Raw genomic sequence first — 23318 nt, 5'->3', positions numbered from 1 at the left:
GTTATCTGGGTAGCCGATGAGTCATCGGTCCGCTCCGCTCGGCCTGGGCGAGGGCCGTCGCCTCAGCCGTCACAGTGGGAAGGAAGACCCTGATGCGTGGTGCCGTTCTGCACGCTCCCGGCGACGTCCGCGTCGAGGAGCGCGAGGATCCCCGGATCCTCCTCCCGACCGACGCGATCATCCGCCTGTCCGCCGCCTGCGTCTGCGGCTCCGACCTCTGGCCCTACCGGGGCGTCGATGCGGTCAACGGACCGTCCCCGATGGGCCACGAGTACGTCGGCGTCGTCCAGGAGGTCGGCAGCGAGGTCACGAACATCAAGCCCGGCCAGTTCGTCGTCGGCTCCTTCTTCGCGTCCGACAACACCTGCCCCATCTGCCGTGCGGGCTACCAGAGCTCCTGCATCCACCGGGAACCCATCGGCGGGCTCGGCGCCCAGGCCGAGTACCTGCGCGTCCCCCTGGCCGACGGCACACTCGTCGCCACCCCGGACATGCCCTCGGACGATCTGATCCCGGACCTGCTGGCCGCCTCTGACGTGCTCGGCACCGGCTGGTTCGGGGCGGTCGCCGCCGGCGTGGGTCCCGGCAAGACCGTCGCCGTCGTCGGTGACGGCGCGGTCGGCCTGCACGCCGTGCTCGCGGCCCGGCACTTTGGCGCCGAACGCATCATCGCGATGAGCCGGCACGAGCCCCGCCAGAAACTCGCCGCCCACTACGGCGCGACCCACATCGTCACCGAACGCGGCGACGCCGGCGTGGCACGGATCAAGGACCTCACCGACGGGCTGGGCGCGCACTCGGTCATCGAGGCGGTCGGCACGCAGGAATCGATGATGCAGGCCATCCGCTCCACCCGGGCCGGCGGGCACGTCGGTTACGTCGGGGTCGCCCACGACGTCCAGCTGCCCGGTAGGGAGCTGTTCTTCTCCCATGTCCACCTGCACGGCGGTCCCGCTCCGGTGCGCCGCTTCCTGCCCGAGCTGATCGACCTGATCTGGAACCGGCAGATCGACCCGGGCCGGGTCTTCGACCTCACCCTTCCGCTCGCGCAGGCCGCCGAGGGCTACCAGGCCATGGACGAACGCCGCGCCATCAAGGTCCTCCTCAAGCCCTGACCAACCGCCACCCCGCGCGGCCGTCGCCGACGTGCGGGGCTGCGGCATGCCGGTTGCGCGAGCCCCTCTTCCACGAGCCGGGCGTCACGGCGAGCGCCTGCGCGGCCATGGTCGCTCCGGTCGGCCGCGCCGAGGGCGGGTCCCCTCACGAGCGTGATGCCTCAGAGGCATCACGCTCGCGGTGGGACCAAACCGTGTCGATCAGGGGACGTCGCGGACCCCCGTTGACGCGATGTAGGTGGGCGTCGTCCGCTGGCCCGTATCAATTAGTTCAAGGTCAACTAAGAAAAATTAAGCCTTGACCGTTGACCCCTTAAGAAAGTCAAGATACAAATAAACGGCAGGCGGGACGACGGGAGCAAGGGGGACAGCGTGGACTGGCAGGAGCTGACGGACCTGACGCAGGGGCGGCCGTTCACGGTCGAGCGGGTCCGGCTCGCCGGCAGCGGCGTGGTAATCGAGGGCCAGTTCGAGCCGCCGCAGTTGGCTCAGCTCAGCGCCGACGACCAGGTGTTCGTTGCCGCGTTCGTGCGGTCCCACGGCTCGATCAAGGAGATGGAGCGGATCTTCGGGGTGAGCTACCCGACGATCAAGTCCCGGCTCAACCGGATCGCCGAGCAGCTGGACTTCGTCGACACCGATCCGGCGCCCACCGGAGCCGACGTCGTCGACCGCCTGCGACGGGGAGAGATCAGCGTCCAGGAGGCGCTGGCCGAGTTGGAGGGCTCTCGATGATTCCGCAGCTGGTGACCGTGGGTTATCGCCGTCGCGACGGCCGCAGGCTGCGGCTGTACGTCCCCGTCCTGCCGATCCTGCTGGTGCTCTCGCCGTTGCTGCTGATCGCCGTGCTCGGCGGACTGGTCGCGTGCCTCGCCACGCGGGTGAGCCCGCTGGGCGCACTGCGCGGCACCGGGCACCTGCTGTGGGCGCTGCCCGGCACCCGGATCGAGGTTGAGCAGGGCCGCACGGCCGTGCTGGTAAGCGTCAGGTGAATCGGAGGGGGAGGAACAACAATGAACGAACAGCGCCGCCAGATCCTGCAGATGCTGGTCGAGGGCAAGATCACCGCTGACGAGGCCGAACGGCTCATCAACGCCCTCGAACGGGACCAGCCCGAATCGCCGCCGGGAGCCACCTCCCGCCCGAAGCCCCGACCGAAGTACCTGCGCGTGCTCGTGACCTCGGAGGACGACTTCGACGGGCCGGGCCGGATCAACGTCCGGGTCCCGCTGCAACTGCTGCGCGCCGGGGTCCGGCTCACGAGCCTCATCCCTCCGCAGGCGCTCACCCAGGCCAACGCGGAGCTGCGCAGGTCGGGCGTACCGATCGACCTCACGCAGCTCAAGCCGCAGCACATCGAGGAGCTCATCGAGCACCTCGACGACATCACCATCGACGTCGACCAGCCCGACGCCAAGGTGCAGGTGTTCTGCGAGTGACCCAGCGGCGGCGCCCGCCGGGCCACGGGGCCGGCGGGCGCCGGGTGCACCGGGCGTCGCACCGTCCGTAACCGATCGCCGCGCGGCGCTGCGGGCCCTGACGTCTCGTCGGCCTCGCCGCGCCGGCGTTTGTCCGCCCGGCGGGTGGGTAGCGGGTTGCATGACCCTGGCGACACAAAGCACGGTGACGAACGTGGGGCGAGGCATCGCCGCCGGTGTCGCTGGCACCGCCGTGATGACCGCGTTCCAGAAACTGGTCGAGATGCCGGTGACCGGCCGTGCGGACAGCTACGCGCCCGCGGACTTCGCCGAACGGGTCCTCCCGGTCCGGGCGACCAGCGCCAAGGCGCGCAAGCAACTCAACTACGCCACCCACTTCGCTCTGGGTGGCATGTGGGGCACCGCCTACGGTCTCGCCGCCCGCGCCGGTCTGCGCGGACAGACGGCGGTGAACGTCGTGTTCGCCACCGTCTACACCGGCGACCTCCTCCTCAACACCGCGCTGGGGCTGTACCGACCGACACGGTGGTCCGCGCGGGACTGGATCGTCGACCTCGTCGACAAGTACGTCCAGGCCCAGGCCACGGGGCTGATCTTCGACCGCCTGCTCGACCCACGGACGTCGTAGCGGTCCCCGACGGTGACGCCGGTCCCGCACACGGCCACCGCGCCCGGCCGATCCGCGCCGCCGACCGCCCGGGAATGGCAAGGTGGAGGTCCATGGACAGGACACAGGTCGCCGGCTGGCTCGCCGCCTACGAGCGGGCGTGGCGGACACCGGGCACGGACACGCTGGTCGCGCTCTTCACCGAGGATGCGAGCTACCAGCAGGGGCCGTACTGGACACCCGTCGTCGGGCTGCCGGCCATCGGCCGGATGTGGGAGCAGCAGCGCAAGGGCCCCGACGAGGTGTTCGATCTGACCAGTGAGATCGTCGCGGTCGAGGGGGACACAGCGGTGGCGCGCCTGGAGGTCCGCTACGGCGACCCGGTCGACCAGGAGTACCGCGACCTGTGGATCATGCGATTCGCCGACGACGGGCGCTGCCGCTCGTTCGAGGAGTGGCCGTTCTGGCCGGGACAGCAGCCGGCCAACCCACCGGACGCATCGTGACCCGAGGAACCCCCGCGTCGCCGCCGGCTCAGTCGTGGTCGAGGCGCAGTCCCGCGACGAGGAGCCCGACCATGCGGCGGGCGTCGTAGCGCGGGTCGTTGCCCGCGCCGACACAGAGATTGCCGATGCCGCGCAGCAGGGCGTAGGCGTCGATGTCGGAGCGGATCTCGCCGGCCGTGGCAGCCGCGTCGAGAAGCTGGGCGCACACAGGGACGAGGCGGTCGAGGAAGTAGGCGTGCAGGGTCTCGAAGGCGGCAGCGTCGGACTGCAACGCCTCGGCGAGGCCGTGCTTGGTGACCAGGAAGTCGACGAACAGGCCGATCCAGCCTGCCAGGGCGGCGTGCGGTGTGCCGCTGGTCGCCAGCAGCGCGGGGCCGGCCGCGGCACATGCCTCCACCTGGTGCCGGTAGACGGCGACGATGAGATCGGCCCGCGTCGGGAAGTGGCGGTAGATCGTGCCCACACCGACGCCGGCCCTGGCGGCGATGTCGCGCACGGGCGCGTCGACGCCCGCGGCGACGAACGCCGCGGCGGCCGCGTCCAACAGTCTCTGCTGGTTGCGCAGCGCGTCGGCGCGCTTCCGCGGGGCCGCCTGGGCTGATCCGCTGTCGATGTCGGCCACGGCGCCGTTACCTCCGTCACTCACCTTGCTAACCGGAACGCTGTTCCGTATGTTGGTTAACGGAACGCGGTTCCGCTTGCTCATGATGCCACGAGCCCGCGATCCGCGACCACGTGCACCCCGACCCGCTCCACCTTCGGAGGGAACCCACATGCAGTACCGCACCTTGGGCCGCACCGGCGTCCAGGTCAGCACCCTCGCGCTCGGCGCCATGAACTTCGGCAGGATCGGCAACACCACCCAGGACGAAGCCACGGCCATCGTCGATGCCGCCCTCGACGCCGGGATCAACCTCATCGACACCGCCGACATGTACAGCAACGGCCAGTCCGAGGACATCGTCGGCAAGGCCATCGCCGGCCGCCGCGACGACATCGTGCTGGCGACCAAGGCGACGATGCCCATGGGCGACGAGCGCAACCATCGGGGCAGCTCCCGCCGCTGGCTGGTCACCGCGCTGGACGACAGCCTGCGCCGCCTCGGCGTCGACCACGTCGACCTCTACCAGATCCACCGCTGGGACCCCGACACCAGCGACGAGGAGACGCTGTCGGCGCTCACGGACCTGCAGCGGTCGGGGAAGATCCGGTACTTCGGCTCGTCGACCTTCCCGGCCTACCGCATCGTGCAGGCCCAGTGGGCCGCCCGCGACCACCACCTGAGCCGCTACGTCACCGAGCAGCCCAGCTACTCGATCCTCCAACGCGGCATCGAGGCCCACGTCCTGCCCGTGACCGAGCAGTACGGAATGGGTGTCCTCGCGTGGAGCCCCTTGGCCTCCGGATGGCTGTCCGGCGCGGTACGCGAGGGCCGCCAGATCGCCACCAACCGCTCCACGTTCATGCCGGAGCGCTTCGACACCACCATCCCCTCCAACCGGGCCCGGCTCGACGCCGTGGAGCGACTGGCCACGGTCGCCGACGACGCCGGCCTGACCATGATCCAGCTCGCGCTGGGCTTCGTCACCGCGCACCCCGCCGTCACCAGCGCGATCATCGGCCCCCGCACGCTCGACCACCTGCACTCGCAGCTCGCCGCAGCGGAAACCGTGCTCACCGCCGACGTGCTCGACGCGATCGACGCGATCGTCGCTCCGGGCGTCGACCTCGCCGCACACGAGAAGTTCGACACGCCGCCCGCCCTGCTCGACGCGTCACTGCGGCGCCGCGCCACGGCGATCAGGTAGCCGAGGCCACGGGGACCGTCGGACCCGTCAGGGAGGATGGGGATCGTCGCGAGCGCGCGGGGGAGGGCGTCATGACGGGAACCCGGCAGGTCCTGTTCATCCAGGGCGGCGGCGCGGGTACGCACGACGACTGGGACGACAAGCTTGTCGACAGTCTGAGGCGGAAGCTCGGGAACGGGTACGAGGTCCGCTACCCGCGTATGCCCGACGAGGGCGACCCGAGCTACCCCCGGTGAAGCGCGGCCATCCGGCGGGAGATGGCGGCGCTGGACGACGGCGCGGTCGTCGCGGGCCACTCGGTGGGCGGGACGATCCTCATCAACACACTCGCCGAGCGGTCACCGGAGCGAAAGCTCACGGCGATCGTGCTGATCGCCGCTCCGTTCGTCGGCGCCGGCGGCTGGGCCGGCGACGAGTTCACACTGCCGCACGACCTCGGCGCGAGGCTGCCGCACGGCGTGCCGGTGCATGTGTTCCACGGGCTCCAGGACGAGACGGCCCCACCGTCGCACGCCGACCGGTACGCCCGCGCCATCCCGCAGGCGCGGGTGCACCGGCTACCCGGGCGCGATCACCAGCTGGGCAACGACCTCAGCGAGGTGGCCGCGGCGATCGGTCCGGACGGTCCGGTCAGCTAGGGAAGGCTGGCCGCCGAGAGCGCGGCGGCGACCCGTGACGCCTCGTGCCGGCCCTGGTCGCGCGCGGCGGCCACGAGTGCCGGCACGACCGACCTGTCCATCACGTTTCTTCCCCGCGCTCGTCTGGAGGCCCGGTCCGGCAGCAGCAGCTCCACCCGTCGATCCGACCCCAGCGCGGCGCGCTGCCTCCCGATGCGCGCCCACGGTCCGATGGCGGCGGTGCTCGGTGCGAGCGCGACCACCGGGCCGTTGCCGGGCGCGAGATCGAGGTTGAGGGTCGACCGCATGCCTCCGTCCATGTGGCGGTGGCCATCGATGCTCACCGGAGCGGCGGAGAGCGGCATGGCGCAACTCGCGGCGACGGCATCCACGAGGGGTACGCCGTCGTGCCTCGTGATGATCCGGCTTCTACCGGATTCGGCGTCCACCGTGACGATGCGGAGGTCCGCCTCCTTCCAGGTGTGGTCCGGCAACCGGGCCTCGGCGATGCGGCGGTGCTGCGACGGGTCGTGGATGGTCGCGGCGAGAGCGAGTCGGCCGATGCGGCGGGCCGCGTGCTCCGGGCCGCGGGTGAACAGTTGCGCCCGCGCGAGCCGGAGGAGGTCGGAGAAACCCAGTCCGGTCGCCGTCTCGTGGGCGACGCCCTGGTGCTGGCGTTCGTAGAGCTCCGCCACCGGGGTTCCGCTGGCCACCTGGGCGCCCACGACGGCACCCGCACTGGTGCCGAGGAGTACGGCGTCCGGGGTCACGGTCACCCCCTCGTCCGCGAGCCCGGCGAGGAGCCCCACCTCCCAGGCGATGCCCGCCACCCCACCGCCACCGAGCACCCACACCGGGCACGCATCGTTCGTCATCAGTACCTCACTTCGAGTTCGGTTACTGCGAACAGTGTACGCAGTTTAGTGCATCACGGCTGATCTGCCAGAAGGTGGCCGCGCAGGAAGGCGAGGATCTCCCGGCGCGCCGGGCGGGCGGCCGGTACGAGGCCGGGCGTGCTGAGAAAGGTGTGGGTGGCCTTCGGGTAGCACGCCAGGCGGGCATCGGTGCCGTCCTCGCGGAGACGTTCGACGTACCGGTGCCCGTGGTCGGCCAGAGGGTCCAACCCAGCGGTGACGACCAGCGCCGGCGGCAGGCCGGCGAGGCTGCCGAACGCGATCGGGGACACGCTGCGCGGGTCGAGGGTCGGCGGCACGCTCAGATTGCGGCTGGCACGCAACCTGGACAGCGGAAGCGTGGGGTTGTCGGCGTTCGCCGTGACCGACGGGTAGTCGGTCATGTTCTCGGTCCAGTCCGTGCTCGGATAGTTCAACACCTGGGCGCGCAGCGGCGGGCCGTCCGTACGGGCACGCAACGCGATGAGGGCCGCGATCATGCCGCCGGCGCTCTCGCCCATCACCGCGACGGTCGCCGGGTCGATGCCCCAGCGGGCGGGGTCAGCGACAAGCCGTACGAGCGTGTCGTAGCCGTCCTCGATCGGGCGGGGCAGCGGGTGCTGCGGCGCGAGGCGGTACTCCACCGACACGACCACCGCCGGACAACGGGCCGCGAGGTGGCTGTTGAGCCAGTCGTTCTGCGCGGCGGTGCCCGCGATGAAACCTCCACCATGGAACGAGAGGATCAGCGGCAGCCGTCGAGGCGCCGCCCTCGGGCGGTGCACCCGCAGCATCAGCCGACGACCCGGAAGGTCGATCGCGGCTTCGTCGATGCGGGCGCGCCGGTCCGGCAGGCCGGTGACGATGCGCGCGGCACGGGACGATCCCGCACGGTTCGCCTCGTCGCGAGCGGCGATCACCTGGTCGTCGGTCATGGCCTCCCAGTTCCGGGCGTCCCGGAGCATGCGGGTGCCCAGCGGGGCTCTGCCCCTCATGTCGTCCCCGACCCGGGCGCGTGCTGTGCCATCGGCCGCCTCCTACCGTCCGTCACGTGACTCAGGGCCACCGTGCGTCTGCCGGATGACGGTCAGCATCGCTGGCGGATCAGCGAGTGTCTTGGAGAAATGTTCCGCCCTGCCAGCCAGTGGCGGGAGCACCCGTCACCGTTGCGGTGCTCACGCCCGCGTGGGCCACGCGACGTCGTCGACCGCGAGCCACGGCGCAACCGCCACGGCCCGGGGCGTCATACCTGCGATGGCCATGACATCCCGGCAGAGGTGGGATTGATCGGCGAAACCACTCTCCGCCGCGACCTGAGCGACACCCCGTCCGCCGGCGAGGCGGTGCGCCACGTGGTCGAACCGGACCACCATCGCGGCGCGTTTCGGCGTGAGACCGATCTGGGACCGGAACCGGGACCACAGCCGTTTGCGGCTCCAGCCCACCTCCGCCGCCAGTCGCTCGACCCGTACCCGCCCGCGGCTGCGGACGATCCGCCCCCAACTGACGGCGACCTCCGGATCCACCGCCCGGCCCGCGTCCTGCCGTCGGGCGAGCGCGGCCTCCACGACCGCGAATCGGTCCTGCCACGACCCCGTAGCGCGCAGTTGCTCCCGGACCCGCTCGGCGTCGCGCCCCCAGAGATCATCGAGCGCGATCACGCCGGTGCCCCAATCGTGCGAGTCCCCCAACACCGAATGGGCGAGCACCGGCGAAAGCCGTAGCTGCAGAAGGTCGGCGTCCCGTCCGCACCCTCGTACGCGGCCCGGAGCCAGACCGACGACGACGCTGCCTCGCTTCCGCCCGCCGCTGGCGCCATCCACGACCAGCGCGTCGCCGAGATCGACGAACACCGTGAGCGCCGGGTGCGGAACCATCTGAAGCTCGACGGGTCCCTCCGCCCGACCGCGGAACCCCGCCATGCGGACCCCCGTCACGCGGCTCGGCCGTGCGGGGACCGCGATGTCCACCACGGCCCCCGCGACACGAACCGGCCCGCCAGGTCGCACACGGTCATGGTACGAGCCACCCGCGCGGCGCACGGCCTCGCTTCAAACCAGCAACTGCTCCCGCAGCCTCGCGCCCAGGTTGAACCCACCGACCACCCGAGGGCCGCTCGGATCGTGGACGTCGAGCGTGTTGTTGCGGCGCATCAACTCGCGCATCGCAGGTGGCAGCCGGGGCGGGTCGTCCATGGCGGCGAGAACCTGCCCGGCGGTCGTGATCATCCGGTCGGCCAGGGCCGCGGCATCGGTGTCCACCCGCACCCGTCCGTACTCCCAGCCCGCGGTGGTGAGGTCGAGCACCTCGAACAGGTGGACCAGCAGCGGGTTCGGGTCGGTCACCCGGTCGAGCCGGGACGCCTGGCTGCCGGCCACCGTGACGGCGGCGGCCACCTGCACGTACGGATGAAAGCCGCTCGGCAACGCGAACAGCGGCCACCGCAGCGCGGGCCCGGCCTCCCTCCACAACGGCCGGTAGTTCCGGCGGTGCACCAGGAGTCGCCGGCCCGTCCGGACGTGTATGTCGTGGGCCTGGGCCTGCAGGTCCGCGTGGGCCTCGTCGGCGACCTGACAGAGAATCCGGGCCGCCACCACCAGGCCGTCGTCACCGTCCAACGTGCTGGTGACCGCGTCGACCTGCTCCGGAAACCGGACCCGCGTGGCGGCGCCGTACCGGTGCTGGACGTCCCGTAGCAACGCCTGCTGCCGCTGCGGATCGAGGTGGACCCGCCCGCCGCCGCCCAGCAACCGCCGGAGCCAATCCATCGCGCCTCGTTTCCACCGCACCATCCCGGACCGCGCGGCAATGCTAGTGCGCCGAGCATCGTGTAGCGGTGATGGGGTGGCGGGTCGGGGGCTTGTCGTTTCTGTACAAGACCATCGCTATGGCCGCCTCCTAGCATGGGCGCCGGTGTTCCGACGAAGAGGAGAGAAGGCGCATGCGTCAGCTGGTCTACACGGGGTTCATGTCGCTCGACGGCGTGGTGGACTCGCCCGGCGGTGGGCCGGGGGAGGAGCACCGCAGCGGTGGCTGGGTGTTCAAGGACGTCGACGTCCTGCCCGAGGCCTTCGCTCTCAAGGGGGAGGAGCTCGCCGAGACCAGCGCGCTGCTGTTCGGCCGCCGCAGCTACGAGGTGTTCGCGCCGGTCTGGCGTGACTCGGAGGACCACGCCGCCTACAAGGACCTGCCCAAGTACGTCCTGTCGAGCACGCTGTCCGAGGACGCCCTGGTCGACGGTTGGGGCCCGACGACGATCCTGCGTTCCACCGACGACGTCCTCGATCTGAAGAAGAGCGAGGGCGGCGCGATCTTCATCCACGGCAGCGCCGAGCTGACCCGGCGCCTGTCGGACGCGGGCCTGATCGACCGTTACCACCTGCTTGTGTTCCCCGCCCTGCTCGGCGCCGGGAAGAGCGTGTTCAGCACCTCGGACAAGGAGAAGCAGGTGCTGCGCCTGCGGGACTTCGCCGCCTACCCGAACGGCGTGGTGAAGCTGATCTACGACGTCGCCGGCTGAACCAGATCCAGGGCGATGGCGCCGCCGGCCCCCTCCCGCAGCTGCCGTGCCGTGCGTCCCACGTACCGTTGCAACGACCGGGCCAGGTGCGGCTCGTCGAAGTATGCGAGCCGGCTGACGACGTCGGCGACCGCGAGGCCGCCGGCCAGCAGCGCCGCGGCCTCGCGGGCGCGTTCGATCTGCCGTACGGCGCCCTGGGTCAGCCCGGTCGCGGCGCGGAACCGGCGTTCGACGGTGCGAGCCGACACCGACGGGCAGGCGCCCCGGCGAACCTCGGTGACCAGCGGATCCCGGACCACGGCTCCCCAGCGGACAAGACGGTCGACCAGGGCCTCGGCGTCGTCCGGGCCGGGTGTCTCCCAACGCGCGCCGTCCAACCGGAAGGTCCGAGCCGTGGCGTCGGGCAGTTCCGCGCCCGCGTCGACCAGGGCCGGCGTGGGAACGACCCGCAGTGACGTGCCGAGCGAGAACTCGATGCCGACGAACGTCGCGTCCACCGGCACGGGCGCGACGCCGGCGCCGGTCTCGGGGCCGGAGACCGCCGCGTACGCCCCGCCCTCCTGCGTCCAGAACACGAGGCCCCAGTGCGCCGTCGCGACGGAAGTCATCTGCGTGACCTGCTCGCTCGCGCAGGTCCACACGGTGTCGACCCACGGCGAATCGGACGCTCGCGTCGTGAACCGCAGTCCCACGGCAGCAGAGTAGCGGCTGGACTGCGCCCGGCAGGGTCCCCTCGAGGCGCGCCCGGGGTCGCGGCGACGGTCAGGAGACCGCGGCCTCCATCAACTCCATGATCTTCTTCTCGACCGCCGGGCTCCACGTCTGGATCGCGTACGACACCGGCCACAGGTCGCCGTCGTCGAGGGTGGCCGCGTCCTGGAACTCCAGGGTCGAGTAGCGGGTGTTGAACTTGCCCGAGTTCTTGAAGGCGACCACGATCTTGCCGTCGGCGTTGGCGTAGGCGGGCATCCCGTACCAGGTCTTCGGCGACAGGTCCGGAGCGGCAGTGGTCACCGCCACGTGTACGCGCTCGGCGAGCGCACGATCCTCCGGCGCCATCTTCGCGATGCTGTCGAGTGCCGCTTGCAGATCGTCCGCCTTCTTGGTGCCCTTCTTGCCCTGGGTGCGCAGCTCGGCGGCGCGCGCCTTCATGGCGGCGCGCTCGTCGGCGCTGAAGCCGTGGGATTCTGTCGTGGAGGTCTTCGCGGGCATCGCGGGCTGCCTTTCGATGGTCCAGGCTCGGCGACGTGCCGGCCGTCTGGAAGAAAGGCTAGGCCGGACGGCACTCGGGCTGCTTCTCGATTCCTGATCAGGTCGACGGCCACGGGTACCACGTGTCGCTCCGGCAGCGGCTAGGCTCGTGGCCCCGGAAGCCGAGGCCCACCGCTGGAGCAGGTCGTGATGCTGGAGTCAGCCAAGGCGGGAAGCTGGTCGGCGACCTGCTCTCCGTGCCACCGGAACGGCTGTGCAACCCCACCGCCAGTCGGCAGCCGATGAACGCGCCGCTGCAGGCCTGGATCGGCGACACGTGCACCATCGTGGCCGGCCCCGCCGACCTCGACGCCGTCCTCGACCGCGTACCGAGTAACGGCATGTCGCTGGTCAGCGAAGACGGCGTGCAGACCCTGTTCGTCAACCTTGCCGGCCACCAGTCCGGGCTGACGTGGGAGGACGCGACCGACATCCTGCTCAGTTGGGGGCCGCTGCCGCCCGGCGCCCCACCCGGTCAGACCTTCGACGACGCCGAGGACGCGTTCGCCGACCCGTGGTTCGCCGCCAGGAACGCCGAACCCTTCGAGATCAGCGAAGACGTGGCCCGACAGGCCGCCCACGAATTCCTCCGTACCGGCCTACGGCCCACCATCGTGCAGTGGGTCGAGAAGCCGTAACGGCCCCGGCGTCGGCGGCGGCCCGTCCGGCCTGGCGAGCAGGGGGACCTGCGCTACTGGGACGATGGTTGGGTGAACATCACCCGACTCGTCACGCTGGAGGACGCGCCGGCCCTGGCCGAGTTGCTCCGTGTCAACCGCGAGTTCCTCGCGCCGTGGGAACCGGTCCGGAGCGAGGACTACTTCACGGCGGATGGGCAGCGCGCCGTCATCGAAGCCGACCTTGAACAGTACGAGCGTGGATCGAAGCTGCCGCACGTGATCCTCGACGACTCCGGTGGCGTGAGCGGCCGCATCACGCTCAACGGCATCGTTCGGGGCCCGTTCCAGTCGTGCTCCATGGGCTACTGGGTGAGCGCCAGCCACAACGGCCGAGGGGTCGCGACCAAGGCGGTCTGCGAGATGGTGCGGGTGGCCTTCGAGGACCTGGGGCTGCATCGCGTGCAGGCCGAGACCCTGCTGCACAACGTCAGATCGCAGCGGGTGCTGGAACGCAACGGGTTCGTGCGGTTCGGTATGGCGCCGGAATACCTCAACATCGCCGGCCGGTGGCAGGACCACGTCATGTATCAGCTGGTGAAGCCGCCGTCAGCAGCCGGCTGAACCAGAACCAGCGCATGCCGCGAAGGCGGGCAGCACACCGCTCATGTGGGCGCCGTCAGGTAGGAGCACCGCGGCACGCGAAGGTTGCCCGGTCGGCCGGCCGTACGGCATGTCTGTGAGCTGGTGCCGACGCTCCCGGCAGGCGGGTGACCGCCCGCCGGGACGCCGGGGTTCACTGGCGGGAGCGTGCGCTCGGGATGAGGATGAAGGCGAGGACCGCCGCGGTGGCGGCGATGACGGCGCCGGTCGTGAAGCCGTGTTCGAAGCCGGCGGTGCTGGTGCCGGCGATGCTTGCCGCGGCGACGCTGGACACGACGGCCGCGCCGAGTGAGGCGCCGAACTCGTGGGAGGTGCTGACGATTCCGGACGCGAGACCGGACTCGTGCGGCTGGACCTGGCCGAGCGCGGTCGCGGAGGCGACGACAAAGACGGCGCCGGTGCCGGCGGAGGCGACGCCCACCCCGACCACCATGGCCAGCGTTCCGGCCCAGAGGGCGGGGGTCGCCATACCGACTGCCGCGAGGAGAAGTCCCAGAACAGCGCAGGCCCGGGCGCCCGCACGACCGATGATGCGACCGGTGGCGTTCGCGCCGAGCATGGTCGCGAGCGCCACGGGAAGGAAGAGCAGCCCGGTGTGCAGCGCGCCGTACCCTCGATGGTTCTGGAAGTAGAACGTGCCGAGGAAGAAGACGCTGATCATCAGAGCGGTCGCGACGAGGATGAGCAGCGTTCCGGCGGCCACCGGCCGGCGGAGGAGAAGTCGCACATCCATGAGAGGGCTGGCGGCGAGGCGCTGGCGGACGACGAACGCCGCGTAGAGCACCACTGCCGCGACCAGCAGGATCGCGGTGGCTGGCGCGGCCCAGCCTCGGTCTCCGGCCTGGATCAGGGCGTAGATCAGCGACCCGGTAGCGGCCGTCACCAGCACCGCGCCCGGCACGTCAAGCCGACCGCCGGCGACGGGTCGAGGCTGCGTCGGAAGCTGCGTGCGGAGGGTGAGCAGGAGGACGAGCCCCACGGGGACGTTGATGAAGAACGCCCAGGGCCAGCCGGGCCCGGCGGTCAGCAGGCCGCCGAGAAGGACACCGACGGCGGCGCCCCCGCCACCGAGGGCCGACCAGATTCCGAGGGCCCTGTTGCGTTCTTCGCCGTCGAAGATGGTGACGATCAGCGACAGCGCGGCGGGGGAGAGGATCGCCGCGGCCAGGCCCTGCGCGATGCGACCGCCCAACAGCATGGTGCCGCTGTTCGCGAGTCCGGCGGTGAGGGACGCGGCGGTGAACAGCAGGAGCCCGGCGAGGACCAGGCGACGGGCGCCGAACAGGTCGGCGGCGCGACCGCCGAGCAGCAGCAGGCCCCCGAAGGTGAGGGTGTACCCGCTGACCACCCAGGTGAGGGCCTCCCGCTTCAGCCCAAGGTCCGCGCCCATGTGCGGCAGGGCGATCGCGACAACGGTGACGTCCAGGATCAGCATCAGTTGCGCGACCCCGACGAGGCCCAGGATCTTCCAGCGCTGGGGGTGGGGATGAGGGGGCGCGGTGGTGACGGTCATGGGTTCGGCCATGACGGTCGACCTCCTTCCGTAAGTTGAACAGTAGTGTTCGAGTTGTGGGGAGCTACCATAACCCGAACAGGGCTGTATGAGTTAGGGAGTTACATGTCTCACCCGCCGGCCAGGCCGACCCGCAGAGCCGACGCCGAGCAGAACGTCGCGAAGATCCTGGACGCGGCCGTGGCCTGCCTGAGCCGTGACGCGGGCGCGAGCGTCAGTGACATCGCCAGAGCTGCCGGGGTGGGGCGAGTCACGCTCTACGGGCACTTCCCGTCCCGCGAAGCGCTGGTGGAGGCCGCGCTCACCCGAGCGCTGGCCGAGGGGGAGGCCGTCCTGGGAAACCTCGACCTGACCGGTGATCCCCGTGACGCACTCGAGGCCCTGATCACGTCCAGCTGGTTGCTGGTCGCCCAGTGGACCGCCGTACTGGAGGCGGCGCAGGAGGCGTTGCCGTCGGGGCGGGTGCAGGAACTGCACGCCAAACCGGCGCAGCGCGTTGACGATCTCATCCGCCGCGGCCAGGCGGAAGGAGCGTTCCGGGCGGACCTGCCCGCGGAGTGGCTGACCAGCGTCCTGCACCACGTCATCCACGGCGCGGCCATCGACGTGGCCAAGGGGCGACTAGACGGCGCGGACGCCGCCCGATTCATCGCCAAGACGATCCTGGCCGCCTACGCCGAGCCGGGCAGCTGACGACGCCACAGGCTGACACGGCAGCGTGCGCGGCGCGTCGGCGGCGGCTCCGGCCGAGTCGGGTCGCCGCCTCGGTGCTCCTCGCGGGAAGCACGTGCTGTCGACGGCGCCCTGGGCATCGAACGAGTGAGGGCTACGCGTTCGCACAGCTCCCGGTGCGTGACGGTCCCTAGCGTGCGGGGTGTGAACAGGGTGCGTCTGCCTCGCCGGCTGGTGCTCGCCGGGGCTGGTTCGGCCGCTGTGGCCGCACTCACCGCCTGCACCGGCCAAGCTGCCGTGCCCACGTCGGCGCCGACCAGCCGCGTCGTTCGCCCCCCTAGCGGACGGGCGGATGAGGCGGCGCTGCGGCGGAAGATTGCCAGCCTGCTGGTCGTGGGTTTCCGCGGAGACCGAGTGAGCCGCAACGACTGGATCGTCAGAGCCATCAGAGCGGGCCTCGGTGGAGTGATCCTGTTCGACCGCGACCTGGAAACCAGGTCCGAGCGCAACATCCGCTCCCCGCAGCAGGTTACCGCTCTGATCAATGACCTCAAGTCTGCCTCGTCGGGCCGGCTCATCGTGTCGATCGATCAGGAAGGGGGCCAGACCAGCCGGCTCAATCCGAGCAACGGGTTCCCGGCGACAAAATCGCAGGCGGAGATCGGCGCGGAGAACTCCGCGTCGGCGACGCGGGAGTGGGCACGAGGCCTGGTCGACAGCCTGACGCGCATCGGCGTCAACCTCAATTACACGCCGGTGGTGGACCTGAACGTCAACCCCGAGAGCCGTGCGATCGGACGGCTGGACCGCAGCTTCTCCGCTGATCCCGATGTCGTCGTCAGCAACGCGACCGAAGAGATCCAGATCCACCGGGCTGCCGGTGTGAAGACCGTGCTGAAACACTTTCCGGGTTCCGGCAGCGCCGCCGGTAACACCGACTTCGAGGTCGTCGACGTCAGCGACACGTGGCGGCCGATCGAGCTGGAGCCGTTTCGACGACTGATACGGGCCGGCCTCGCGGACTCGGTGATGGCCGCGCACGTGCTGAACAAACAGCTGGACCCGAACCGGCCGGCGTCCCTGTCGGGGGCGGTGGTGACGAACGTGCTCCGCAACGAGCTTGGCTGGCAGGGACCAGTCGTCACCGACGACATGCAGGCCGTCGCCATCACTCGCCGCTTCGGCTCCGCCGAGGCGGTCCACCTGGCGCTGCAGGCGGGTGTCGACCTCCTCGTCTTTGCCAACCAGCAGGTGTATGACCCGAACGTCGTCGACAAGACGCTGGACACCGTGGTTGATCTGGTCCGCCGAGGCCAGCTGACCGAGGCTCGCATCGACCAGTCCGTCGCCAGGGTCGACGCCCTCCGTCCCAAGCGCTGACCGTCGCGCCGCGGGCCAGCCAGCAACGGTGACACAGAGCAGCAGCATCAGACAGGTACGTGTGTCAGGCGTCAGGACGGGAGCGGAATGTACGCGGGCGCTGTCGGAATGGCTCTGGTGGCGGTGCTGATCGTTGCCGGCCTCTACCTGGCTCACCGTGCGCTGGCGATCGTCGCCGCGCCGCTGACCTGCCTGCCCTTCCAATCCGGGTGGCCCCCTGAGGAACATGCGCTCTCGCGCCACCACGTGCGGTGGTATCTGGCGACCCTGCTGTTTCTCGCGTTCGACGTGGAGATGCTGTTCATGTACCCGTGGGCGGTCGTGGTCGCCCAGATGGGGGCCACGGCGCTCGTCGAGATGTTCATCTTCCTCGGCGGCGTCTTCGTGGCCGTGCTGTGGGCCTGGCGCGAAGGGGCCCTGCGATGGGTCTGACCAGCATGCTGCACCGGCTGGCAGCCCGCCACGCGCACGTCCTGCTGGTGGAGACACCGGGGCACTGGCTCACGAGAGTCGCGGCCGAACATCACCTTCTGGACCGAGGATGGCGGCTGGCTCAGTCCCCGGCGGACGCCGACGTCCTGGCCGTGTGCGGCACGCCGGGCGTCGAGTTGGCCACGGTGGCGGACCGGCTGTGGCAGCAAATGCCCGGACCGCGGGTCCGCATCGGCATCGAATCGCCGGAGCAGGTGCGCCACGCCCTCGACATCGCCGAAGCGGATCTGCGGGACATCACCCGGCAGCAGACCGACAGCCGTGTGCGCCGAGGGGGCCGCGGTGATCAAACGCGCCCGGACGGCCACCCGACCGGTGGTCATGGACCCCACGGGGATCATGCGAAGGGCGGCGACGAGCATGCCGGGCACGCCGGGCACGCCGGTGTGGCGCACGGCGACATGGACATGGCGCCGGCCGGTATCCCGCTCGCCAACCGCGGGGAGGACCGCGACGGCCTCGAACTGGACGTCCTGCACGTACGACTTGGCCCCGTGTTGGCGTACTGGCCTGCCGGCCTGGTCCTGCGCTGCACCCTCTCCGGCGATGTGATCGTCGACGCGCAAGCCAGCCTCACCGACCCCAGCCACAGGACCCCGGAGCACGACAGTGCGAGCCGCAGCGGGCGTCTGTTCGCGGCCCGGCGGTGCGACAACGCGGCCAGCCTGCTGGCGCTGGCCGGCGCCCATGACGCCGCGTCCGGTGCTCGCCAGGTCCGCGACATACTGCTGGACCCGGACGGCGCGGCCGATGCGCCGGCACGGCTGGCTCGGTTGACCCGGACGGTGCGCCGCTCCTGGTTGCTGCGCTGGTCCCTGAGGCGGCTCGGTTCGCTCAGTCGGTCGGATCTGGTGAACCGCGACCTGCCGGACACGCTCGAGGGTGATGCCCATGACCGGCTGCTGGGCATGCTCGATCGCGCGTCGCGGGCAGTGGCAGAGGAGAGCAGTCACCGGGCAACCGGGCAGCCGACGGTGCCGGTGGAGGCGGTGGCGGAGCTGGTGCGGGGCTGGGATCTTGCGACTGCGCGACTGATCGTCGCCAGCCTCGACCTGGATGCCGCGGCCCCGGCCCGCGAGGTGAGCCGTGTCTGACCCCTCCGTGACGGTCGTTCCCGCGTTCTGGGCGCTGGGCGCGGCCGGTCTGCTGGGCCTGCTCGCTTCGGTTGCCGCGATCGTCGATGGGCTCCTGTCCGCGCGAGCAGCCGGCGCCGCCGCCGGCACCGGGTGGAGTCGGCCGGCGGGGGAGGTGGCCCGGCTGATGTGGCAGCGGCGTCGGGCCACCGTCGCGGCGGACACCCTGCTGTGGCGTACCGGCGGTGCGGGGCTGCTGGTGATGGCGCTGATGATCGTCACGGTGGTGCCGCTGGGAGCGTGGACGCTGTTCGACCTGGACGTCGGGGTCGTGTGGTTCAACGCAATGGATGTCCTGGCGTGGGCGTTCGTGTGGCTGACCGGCTGGGGCGCCAACTCGGCGCATGCGCTGGTCGGCGGGTACCGCTTCCTCGCCTATGGGCTCGCCTACGAGCTGCCTCTGATGTTCGCGCTGGTGGCGCCCGCGGTGGCCGCCTCGAGCCTCAACGTCGGCACGATCGCGGCCGCCCAGCAGGGCCTGTGGTTCGTGACGTGGATGCCGCTCGCCTTCCTGGTCTTCTGCATGGGCGTGCTGGCGATCGCGATGTGGGGGCCGTTCTCCGCAGCCGTGGCACCTGACGTGGCGGGCGGGGTGAGTGCGGAGCTGTCCGGCGTCGACCGACTGCTGTTCCTGGGCGGCCGATACGCGCTGCTGGCCGCGGGTGCGGCGTTCGCGGTGCCGATGTTCCTCGGTGGCGGCGCCGGCCCGCTGCTGCCGGCCTGGCTGTGGGTGCTGGTGAAGACCCTCGCCCTGCTGGCCGCGCTCGTGTGGCTGCGCCGCCGCCTGCCCGTGGTGCGCCCGGACCTGTTCATGGAGATCGGCTGGGTGGTGCTGTTGCCCGCCGTGCTGCTGCAGGACCTGCTCGTCGCCGGTATCGCCCTCGCGAGGAGCTGACGATGGTCAGCCACGTGGCGTTCTGGGTCCTGGCGGTCGTAGCGGTCCTCGCCGGTGCGGCCGTGTTCATCGTGAACTCGATGGCCCGCGCCAGTTACGCCCTCGCTGTCTCCTTCATCGGCGTCGGCCTGCAGGTGCTGCTGCTCCAGCAGAACTACGTCGGCGTGGTGACGATCCTGATGATGGTCATGGAGATGGCCGTCATGGCCGTCTACATGATCATGTTCATGGGCATGAACCCGGCGCTGATGCCGATGAGCATGGTCCACGACAAGCGTCATGCCCTGGCCGTGTCGATCGGCGTGTTCGTGCTGCTGGCCGCCGGGACGCTGATCGTGCCCTGGCCCACCCGCCGCGGCACGCCGCCCGCCGACGTGACGATGACGCTGGGGGAGGAGCTGATGGGCCCGAAGATGCTCGTCATGGCCGCCGTCGGCGTGGTCATGGCGGCCACCATCGTCGCCGGCGTCGTGCTGGCCGCGCACCAGACCCGCTACGACCGGTTCGGCGACGACCTGCGCCGCCGCCCCGCTGACGACCCGCAGCCGGGGGGTGTCGGCAGGTGACGCTGCAGATGGTGCTGCTGGTGGCGGCGGCGCTGTTCAGCGTCGGCCTCTACGGCGCGCTTTCCCAGCAGGTGGTGGTCATGGTGATGATGGGGCTCGAGCTGATGCTCAACGGGCTGATCCTCGCCGCCGCCGGCTTCTGGTGGTTCCTCGCCCCGGACCCGTCGGGGCAGGTGCTGCTGCTGGTCATCATCGCCGCGATGACCGTGGAGATGGCAATGGGCTTCGCGGTGGCGACGATGTTGCACCGCGTGCGACGCGTGGACATGACCGACCTGGCCCGGGACCTGTCCCGATGAGTCTCGGGCAGGTGGCGCTGTGGTCGCTGGTCGCCCTGCCGGCGGGAGCGGGAGCTCTGCTGGCCCTGACCTGGCGGGCTGACCGTGTCGCCGTGCCCGTCTCGATGGCGGTCGCCGCGCTGTCGGTGGGGCTGTCGCTGCTGGTCGCGGTGGAGCGGCCCAGCGTGGCCGTCGCGTTCGTGGCGAACGCGCCCTTCGGCCTGGCCGTGGACGCGCTCGCCGCGCTGACACTGCCCACGCTGACCGTGGTCAGTCTGCTGGTGCTGCTCGCCGCCACCGGACAGATCCGCCACGCCCAGGCCCGATTCCATGGCCTGATGCTGCTGTTCGTCGCCTCCGTCGCGGTGACCGTGACCGCGACGACCCTGCCCACTCTGCTGTTCGCCTGGGAGATCATGGGCGCCGCCTCGTACGCGCTGATCGGATTCTGGTGGCGCGACACCGACCGGGTGTCCGCTGGCCTGACCGCGTTCCTCACCACCCGCGCCACCGACCTGGGCCTGTACGTCGCCGCCGCGGCGGCGCTCGCGGGCGGCGCGGGTCTGGCCCTGACTGACCTGCCCGCTGCCGTTACGGGATGGCGGCACGTGATTGCCGCCGGGATCCTCGCGGCGGCGCTGGGCAAGGCGGCGCAGCTGCCGGTGTCGTTCTGGCTGTCCCGCGCGATGGCCGGCCCGAGCCCGGTCAGCGCGCTGCTGCACTCGGCGGCGATGGTGGCCATGGGCGGCTACCTGCTGCTGCGGGTGCAGCCGCTGCTCGCCGCGACCGGCTGGGCCGGCCCGGTGGCCATGTGGGTGGGAGCCCTGACCGCGTTGCTGATCGGCGCCGTCGCGGTCGCGCAGCGCGACGTCAAGCAGCTCCTCGCCGCCTCGACCTGCGCCCAACTCGGGTTCGTCGTCATGGCCGCCGGCGCGGGCACGGTCGCCGGGGGCGCTGCGCACCTGGTCGCGCATGCCGCGACGAAAGCGCTGCTGTTCCTCGGTGCGGGCGCCTGGCTGTCCACGCTGGGCACCCAGCAGCTCGCCGAGTTGCGCGGCGTTGTCGGCCGATGGCGACTGGTCGGCTGGTCGGCCACTGTCGGAGCGCTCGCGCTGGCCGGGATTCCGCCGCTGTCGCTGTGGGCGACCAAGGACGCCGTCCTCACCGGCGTGCTGCGGCACTCACCGGTGCTGTACGTCGTGGGATTGGCGGCGTCGCTGCTGTCGGCCGCGTACGCGGGGAAGCTGCTCATGGTCATCTGGCGGCGGCCGACCGCCGACCGCGACGGCGACCGGGAGCGGGCCCCGCAACGCGCGATAACCCGACTGGAGCAGGCGCCACTGGTGGTGCTCGCGCTGGCCTCCGCATCCGCCGGGGTGCTGGCCCTCCCGCCAGCAGCCGCCATGCTCGCCCGAGCCGTCGATGAGCGCGACGCGGTCTCCGCGTCGCTGCTCGAGCTGGCCGCGTCGGCGGCCCTCGCCGTGGCCGTCGTGCTGCTGGTGGCCCGCCGACCCGTCCCCGAGCCGCGGTGGGCGCTGCGCTGGCTCGGACTGCAGAACGCCGCCCACGCGCTGGTCGCCCGTCCGACCGTGCGGCTCGCCGACCTGCTCGCTCGCTTCGACGACAGGGTGCTCGACCGTGCCGTGGAGCGCGTGGCAGCCGCATCGGCCCATGCCGCGCGTCGGGCGGCGGTGCTCGACGACCGGTGGGTCGACGGCACGGTGGAGCGGTTCGCCGCCGGAATGCGCCGGTTGGGGCAGCTGGCGCGCCGGCCCCAGAGTGGCCAGGTGCACCAGTACTACCGGCAGGCCATCGTGGTGCTCGTGGTCGCTGTGGTCGTCCTCGTGGCGGCGGGCTGATCCGTGCTCAGCGTGATCGTCTTCCTCCCACTGGCCGCAGCGGTGGCGTTGGTCGCCGTGCCACGTGTGGGCGACACAGCCGCCCGCGCACTGTGGGTGGCCGTAGCTGCCGTCGACCTCGCCCTCATCGCGATCCTGTGGGCGCGCTACGACAGCCCGGCGGCGGGGGAGCTGGCCTACGAGGAGCGGGTGGCGTGGATACCGGGGGTGAACAGCAGCTACCACGTCGGAGTGGACGGGTTGTCGCTGCCGCTGGTGGCGATGACCGCGGTGATCTTCCTGGCCTGCGCGATGTACGCGCTGCGCGAGCAGCACCGGCCACGTGCGCAGGCCGCGCTGTTCCTGTTCCTGCAGAGCGTCAGCCTCGGCCTGTTCGTGGCGGCCGACCTGATCCTGTTCTTCGTCTTCTTCGACCTGTCCATCGTCGGCATGTTCTTCGTCATCGCCGGTTGGGGGCACGGCGACCGGCGCCACTCGGCGCTGAAGTTCTTCCTCTACACGTTCCTCGGGTCGCTGGCGTTGCTCGTCGGGTTCATCGGCTTTTACGTCGCCGCTGACCCGCACACCTTCGACATGCTCGACCTCACCGCCGCGCCCCCGCTGGCCGGACGGCCCCTCCTCGGCGGGCTGGTGCTCGCCGCCATCCTGCTCGGTCTGGCGGTCAAGACGCCGACGGTGCCGTTCCACACGTGGCTGCCACCGGCTCACACCGACGCGCCCGCCGTCGGCTCGGCGGTCCTGGCCGGGGTGCTGCTGAAGATGGGCACCTACGGGTTCGTGCGCATCGCCATGCCGATGCTGCCAACGGCGTGGCGTGCCTGGGCCTGGGTGATCATCACCGTCGGGGTCGTCTCGGTCATCTACGGCGCGCTTGTCGCGCTGGCCCAGTCCAACCTCAAACGGATGGTCGCCTACACGTCGGTCAACCACATGGGCTACATCGTCCTCGCCGTCGGCGTCGCCGGCCTGACCGCCGGCACCGCGCAGACCCGGTCGGTGGCGGTCACCGGCGCTGTCACCCAGATGGTCAGCCACGGTCTGATCACCGCCGCGCTGTTCCTCCTCGCCGGTGTGCTGCGCAACCGGGCCGGCACCTACGACATGCGCGAGTACGGCGGCCTCGCCGCCCCCGCACCGGCCTTCGCGACCCTCTTCGCCGTCGGCGCGTTCGCCTCGCTGGGCCTGCCCGCGTTCTCCGGGTTCATCGCCGAGTTCCAGATCTTCACCGGCAGCGTCGCCGCCGCCCCCGTCTCGGCGATCGCGCTGCTGGGCATCCTGGTGACCGCCGCGCTGTTCCTCCGCGCGCTGCAACGCGTGTTCACCGGAGAGACCCGCGGCCAGTCCGTCGGCTTCACGGACCTGCGGGCGAGCGAGCGATGGTCGGTCGGGCCACTGCTGCTGCTGTCCCTGCTGATCGGCATCCTGCCCCGCCCGCTGCTCGCCGTCATCGAACCGGCCGCCCACACCGTCGTCGACCTCGTCGGGCGGTGAGCG

29 protein-coding genes are annotated in these 23318 nt (G+C 71.1%); 21 read left to right on the top strand and 8 right to left on the bottom strand.

Translation table 11 applies throughout. The annotated features are described in order from the left end of the window. Positions 1 to 92: 92 nt before the first annotated feature. The 6 genes from D7193_RS24910 to D7193_RS24885 all read left to right on the top strand — a co-directional run bounded on the left by D7193_RS24910 (position 93) and on the right by D7193_RS24885 (position 3667). Positions 93 to 1115, top strand: a complete 1023-nt coding sequence (locus D7193_RS24910; protein WP_120781960.1) for a zinc-dependent alcohol dehydrogenase family protein — start codon at positions 93 to 95, stop codon at positions 1113 to 1115. 372 nt (positions 1116 to 1487) lie between these two features. Continuing rightward, a complete protein-coding gene (locus D7193_RS24905) occupies positions 1488 to 1850 on the top strand; it encodes a DUF2089 domain-containing protein (protein WP_120781958.1) in 363 nt (120 codons plus the stop codon). Then, on the top strand, positions 1847 to 2107 hold the full coding sequence (locus tag D7193_RS24900; RefSeq protein ID WP_120781956.1) for a hypothetical protein: 261 nt from the start codon (positions 1847 to 1849) through the stop codon (positions 2105 to 2107). The genes D7193_RS24905 and D7193_RS24900 overlap by 4 nt, the downstream gene beginning before the upstream one ends. A gap of 21 nt (positions 2108 to 2128) precedes the next feature. Further along, a complete protein-coding gene (locus D7193_RS24895; RefSeq protein ID WP_120781954.1) occupies positions 2129 to 2554 on the top strand; it encodes an SHOCT-like domain-containing protein in 426 nt (141 codons plus the stop codon). A 193-nt stretch (positions 2555 to 2747) separates the two neighbouring features. Continuing rightward, positions 2748 to 3182 (top strand): hypothetical protein, encoded by a 435-nt coding sequence (locus D7193_RS24890; protein WP_206611968.1) that lies wholly within the window; start codon positions 2748 to 2750, stop codon positions 3180 to 3182. 92 nt (positions 3183 to 3274) lie between these two features. Next, positions 3275 to 3667, top strand: coding sequence for a YybH family protein (locus tag D7193_RS24885; RefSeq protein WP_120781951.1), 393 nt, complete (start codon positions 3275 to 3277; stop codon positions 3665 to 3667). A gap of 28 nt (positions 3668 to 3695) precedes the next feature. Here D7193_RS24885 and D7193_RS24880 read toward each other — a convergent pair whose 3' ends face one another. After that, a complete protein-coding gene (locus D7193_RS24880; protein WP_377456336.1) occupies positions 3696 to 4313 on the bottom strand; it encodes a TetR/AcrR family transcriptional regulator in 618 nt (205 codons plus the stop codon). A 127-nt stretch (positions 4314 to 4440) separates the two neighbouring features. Here D7193_RS24880 and D7193_RS24875 point away from each other — a divergent pair, with 127 nt between their 5' ends. From D7193_RS24875 to D7193_RS24870, 3 genes are all read left to right on the top strand, one after another. After that, a complete protein-coding gene (locus tag D7193_RS24875) occupies positions 4441 to 5475 on the top strand; it encodes an aldo/keto reductase (protein WP_120781947.1) in 1035 nt (344 codons plus the stop codon). 71 nt (positions 5476 to 5546) lie between these two features. Further along, a complete protein-coding gene (locus D7193_RS34325; RefSeq protein WP_241563386.1) occupies positions 5547 to 5711 on the top strand; it encodes a hypothetical protein in 165 nt (54 codons plus the stop codon). Between the two features lie 21 nt (positions 5712 to 5732). Then, positions 5733 to 6113: an alpha/beta fold hydrolase gene (locus D7193_RS24870; protein ID WP_241563384.1), complete on the top strand. Its 381-nt coding sequence runs from the start codon at positions 5733 to 5735 to the stop codon at positions 6111 to 6113. Here the strand turns inward: D7193_RS24870 and D7193_RS24865 are convergent. The 4 genes from D7193_RS24865 to D7193_RS24850 form a co-directional block, all read right to left on the bottom strand. Next, the gene (locus tag D7193_RS24865; protein ID WP_120781945.1) at positions 6110 to 6967 is read right to left on the bottom strand and encodes a patatin-like phospholipase family protein; all 858 of its coding nucleotides are present in this window, start codon (positions 6965 to 6967) and stop codon (positions 6110 to 6112) included. The genes D7193_RS24870 and D7193_RS24865 overlap by 4 nt on opposite strands. 53 nt (positions 6968 to 7020) lie before the next feature. After that, positions 7021 to 7920, bottom strand: a complete 900-nt coding sequence (locus D7193_RS24860; protein WP_120782212.1) for an alpha/beta hydrolase — start codon at positions 7918 to 7920, stop codon at positions 7021 to 7023. 240 nt (positions 7921 to 8160) lie between these two features. After that, on the bottom strand, positions 8161 to 8907 hold the full coding sequence (locus D7193_RS24855) for a helix-turn-helix domain-containing protein (RefSeq protein WP_120782211.1): 747 nt from the start codon (positions 8905 to 8907) through the stop codon (positions 8161 to 8163). Positions 8908 to 9036: 129 nt separating this feature from the next. Continuing rightward, positions 9037 to 9753: a hypothetical protein gene (locus D7193_RS24850; protein ID WP_120781943.1), complete on the bottom strand. Its 717-nt coding sequence runs from the start codon at positions 9751 to 9753 to the stop codon at positions 9037 to 9039. A 173-nt stretch (positions 9754 to 9926) separates the two neighbouring features. On the opposite strand from D7193_RS24850, the gene D7193_RS24845 reads away from it, so the two are divergent. Then, the gene (locus D7193_RS24845) at positions 9927 to 10505 is read left to right on the top strand and encodes a dihydrofolate reductase family protein (protein WP_120781942.1); all 579 of its coding nucleotides are present in this window, start codon (positions 9927 to 9929) and stop codon (positions 10503 to 10505) included. On the opposite strand, the gene D7193_RS24840 is transcribed toward D7193_RS24845, so the two are convergent. After that, positions 10487 to 11197 carry a helix-turn-helix domain-containing protein gene (locus tag D7193_RS24840; RefSeq protein WP_120781940.1) on the bottom strand — a complete coding sequence of 237 codons (711 nt, stop codon included), beginning with the start codon at positions 11195 to 11197 and terminating at the stop codon, positions 10487 to 10489. The genes D7193_RS24845 and D7193_RS24840 overlap by 19 nt on opposite strands. A 70-nt stretch (positions 11198 to 11267) precedes the next feature. Beyond that, a complete protein-coding gene (locus D7193_RS24835; protein WP_120781938.1) occupies positions 11268 to 11717 on the bottom strand; it encodes an iron chaperone in 450 nt (149 codons plus the stop codon). Between the two features lie 281 nt (positions 11718 to 11998). Between D7193_RS24835 and D7193_RS24830 the strand changes: the two genes are divergently transcribed. Both D7193_RS24830 and D7193_RS24825 read left to right on the top strand, forming a co-directional pair. Beyond that, positions 11999 to 12394, top strand: coding sequence for an Imm1 family immunity protein (locus D7193_RS24830; RefSeq protein WP_120781937.1), 396 nt, complete (start codon positions 11999 to 12001; stop codon positions 12392 to 12394). Positions 12395 to 12466: 72 nt separating this feature from the next. After that, positions 12467 to 12997: a GNAT family N-acetyltransferase gene (locus tag D7193_RS24825; protein WP_120781936.1), complete on the top strand. Its 531-nt coding sequence runs from the start codon at positions 12467 to 12469 to the stop codon at positions 12995 to 12997. 172 nt (positions 12998 to 13169) lie between these two features. Here the strand turns inward: D7193_RS24825 and D7193_RS24820 are convergent, their stop codons facing one another. Continuing rightward, positions 13170 to 14561: an MFS transporter gene (locus D7193_RS24820; protein ID WP_120781934.1), complete on the bottom strand. Its 1392-nt coding sequence runs from the start codon at positions 14559 to 14561 to the stop codon at positions 13170 to 13172. A gap of 93 nt (positions 14562 to 14654) precedes the next feature. On the opposite strand from D7193_RS24820, the gene D7193_RS24815 reads away from it, so the two are divergent. The 9 genes from D7193_RS24815 (at position 14655) to D7193_RS24775 (ending at position 23315) form a co-directional block, all read left to right on the top strand. Beyond that, the gene (locus D7193_RS24815; protein WP_120781933.1) at positions 14655 to 15242 is read left to right on the top strand and encodes a TetR/AcrR family transcriptional regulator; all 588 of its coding nucleotides are present in this window, start codon (positions 14655 to 14657) and stop codon (positions 15240 to 15242) included. A gap of 183 nt (positions 15243 to 15425) precedes the next feature. Further along, positions 15426 to 16601, top strand: coding sequence for a glycoside hydrolase family 3 N-terminal domain-containing protein (locus D7193_RS24810; RefSeq protein WP_241563380.1), 1176 nt, complete (start codon positions 15426 to 15428; stop codon positions 16599 to 16601). Positions 16602 to 16709: 108 nt separating this feature from the next. Further along, entirely contained in the window at positions 16710 to 17033 is a 324-nt protein-coding gene (locus D7193_RS24805) for an NADH-quinone oxidoreductase subunit A (RefSeq protein WP_206611966.1), read from the top strand. Further along, on the top strand, positions 17024 to 18187 hold the full coding sequence (locus tag D7193_RS24800) for a hypothetical protein (RefSeq protein WP_120782210.1): 1164 nt from the start codon (positions 17024 to 17026) through the stop codon (positions 18185 to 18187). The genes D7193_RS24805 and D7193_RS24800 overlap by 10 nt, the downstream gene beginning before the upstream one ends. Further along, positions 18180 to 19121, top strand: a complete 942-nt coding sequence (locus tag D7193_RS24795) for a complex I subunit 1 family protein (RefSeq protein WP_120781927.1) — start codon at positions 18180 to 18182, stop codon at positions 19119 to 19121. The genes D7193_RS24800 and D7193_RS24795 overlap by 8 nt, the downstream gene beginning before the upstream one ends. 2 nt (positions 19122 to 19123) lie before the next feature. After that, a complete protein-coding gene (locus D7193_RS24790; RefSeq protein WP_120781925.1) occupies positions 19124 to 19687 on the top strand; it encodes an NADH-quinone oxidoreductase subunit J in 564 nt (187 codons plus the stop codon). After that, positions 19684 to 19986 (top strand): NADH-quinone oxidoreductase subunit NuoK, encoded by a 303-nt coding sequence (locus D7193_RS24785; RefSeq protein ID WP_120781923.1) that lies wholly within the window; start codon positions 19684 to 19686, stop codon positions 19984 to 19986. The genes D7193_RS24790 and D7193_RS24785 overlap by 4 nt, the downstream gene beginning before the upstream one ends. Continuing rightward, complete coding sequence (locus D7193_RS24780) at positions 19983 to 21824, top strand: proton-conducting transporter transmembrane domain-containing protein (RefSeq protein ID WP_120781921.1); 1842 nt, start codon at positions 19983 to 19985, stop codon at positions 21822 to 21824. Before D7193_RS24785 ends, D7193_RS24780 begins: the two co-directional genes overlap by 4 nt. Positions 21825 to 21827: 3 nt before the next feature. Further along, positions 21828 to 23315: a complex I subunit 4 family protein gene (locus D7193_RS24775; protein WP_120781919.1), complete on the top strand. Its 1488-nt coding sequence runs from the start codon at positions 21828 to 21830 to the stop codon at positions 23313 to 23315. Positions 23316 to 23318: the final 3 nt, after the last annotated feature.

Source organism: Micromonospora costi (genome assembly GCF_003626655.1).
Classification (GTDB): Bacteria; Actinomycetota; Actinomycetes; order Mycobacteriales; family Micromonosporaceae; genus Micromonospora; species Micromonospora costi.
The sequence above is the reverse complement of the archived record's forward strand: the minus strand, read 5'-3'. Positions and strand labels throughout refer to the sequence as shown.

What these genes read in the sequence shown, in the direction of transcription:
- D7193_RS24910 (WP_120781960.1), top strand. Translation starts at nt 93, where the DNA reads ATGCGTGGTGCCGTTCTGCACGCTCCCGGCGACGTCCGCGTCGAGGAG.
- D7193_RS24900 (WP_120781956.1), top strand. Translation starts at nt 1,847, where the DNA reads ATGATTCCGCAGCTGGTGACCGTGGGTTATCGCCGTCGCGACGGCCGC.
- D7193_RS24895 (WP_120781954.1), top strand. Translation starts at nt 2,129, where the DNA reads ATGAACGAACAGCGCCGCCAGATCCTGCAGATGCTGGTCGAGGGCAAG.
- D7193_RS24885 (WP_120781951.1), top strand. Translation starts at nt 3,275, where the DNA reads ATGGACAGGACACAGGTCGCCGGCTGGCTCGCCGCCTACGAGCGGGCG.
- D7193_RS24875 (WP_120781947.1), top strand. Translation starts at nt 4,441, where the DNA reads ATGCAGTACCGCACCTTGGGCCGCACCGGCGTCCAGGTCAGCACCCTC.
- D7193_RS34325 (WP_241563386.1), top strand. Translation starts at nt 5,547, where the DNA reads ATGACGGGAACCCGGCAGGTCCTGTTCATCCAGGGCGGCGGCGCGGGT.
- D7193_RS24870 (WP_241563384.1), top strand. Translation starts at nt 5,733, where the DNA reads ATGGCGGCGCTGGACGACGGCGCGGTCGTCGCGGGCCACTCGGTGGGC.
- D7193_RS24865 (WP_120781945.1), bottom strand. Translation starts at nt 6,967, where the DNA reads ATGACGAACGATGCGTGCCCGGTGTGGGTGCTCGGTGGCGGTGGGGTG.
- D7193_RS24860 (WP_120782212.1), bottom strand. Translation starts at nt 7,920, where the DNA reads ATGACCGACGACCAGGTGATCGCCGCTCGCGACGAGGCGAACCGTGCG.
- D7193_RS24855 (WP_120782211.1), bottom strand. Translation starts at nt 8,907, where the DNA reads ATGGCGGGGTTCCGCGGTCGGGCGGAGGGACCCGTCGAGCTTCAGATG.
- D7193_RS24850 (WP_120781943.1), bottom strand. Translation starts at nt 9,753, where the DNA reads ATGGATTGGCTCCGGCGGTTGCTGGGCGGCGGCGGGCGGGTCCACCTC.
- D7193_RS24845 (WP_120781942.1), top strand. Translation starts at nt 9,927, where the DNA reads ATGCGTCAGCTGGTCTACACGGGGTTCATGTCGCTCGACGGCGTGGTG.
- D7193_RS24835 (WP_120781938.1), bottom strand. Translation starts at nt 11,717, where the DNA reads ATGCCCGCGAAGACCTCCACGACAGAATCCCACGGCTTCAGCGCCGAC.
- D7193_RS24830 (WP_120781937.1), top strand. Translation starts at nt 11,999, where the DNA reads ATGAACGCGCCGCTGCAGGCCTGGATCGGCGACACGTGCACCATCGTG.
- D7193_RS24820 (WP_120781934.1), bottom strand. Translation starts at nt 14,561, where the DNA reads ATGGCCGAACCCATGACCGTCACCACCGCGCCCCCTCATCCCCACCCC.
- D7193_RS24815 (WP_120781933.1), top strand. Translation starts at nt 14,655, where the DNA reads ATGTCTCACCCGCCGGCCAGGCCGACCCGCAGAGCCGACGCCGAGCAG.
- D7193_RS24805 (WP_206611966.1), top strand. Translation starts at nt 16,710, where the DNA reads ATGGCTCTGGTGGCGGTGCTGATCGTTGCCGGCCTCTACCTGGCTCAC.
- D7193_RS24800 (WP_120782210.1), top strand. Translation starts at nt 17,024, where the DNA reads ATGGGTCTGACCAGCATGCTGCACCGGCTGGCAGCCCGCCACGCGCAC.
- D7193_RS24790 (WP_120781925.1), top strand. Translation starts at nt 19,124, where the DNA reads ATGGTCAGCCACGTGGCGTTCTGGGTCCTGGCGGTCGTAGCGGTCCTC.
- D7193_RS24780 (WP_120781921.1), top strand. Translation starts at nt 19,983, where the DNA reads ATGAGTCTCGGGCAGGTGGCGCTGTGGTCGCTGGTCGCCCTGCCGGCG.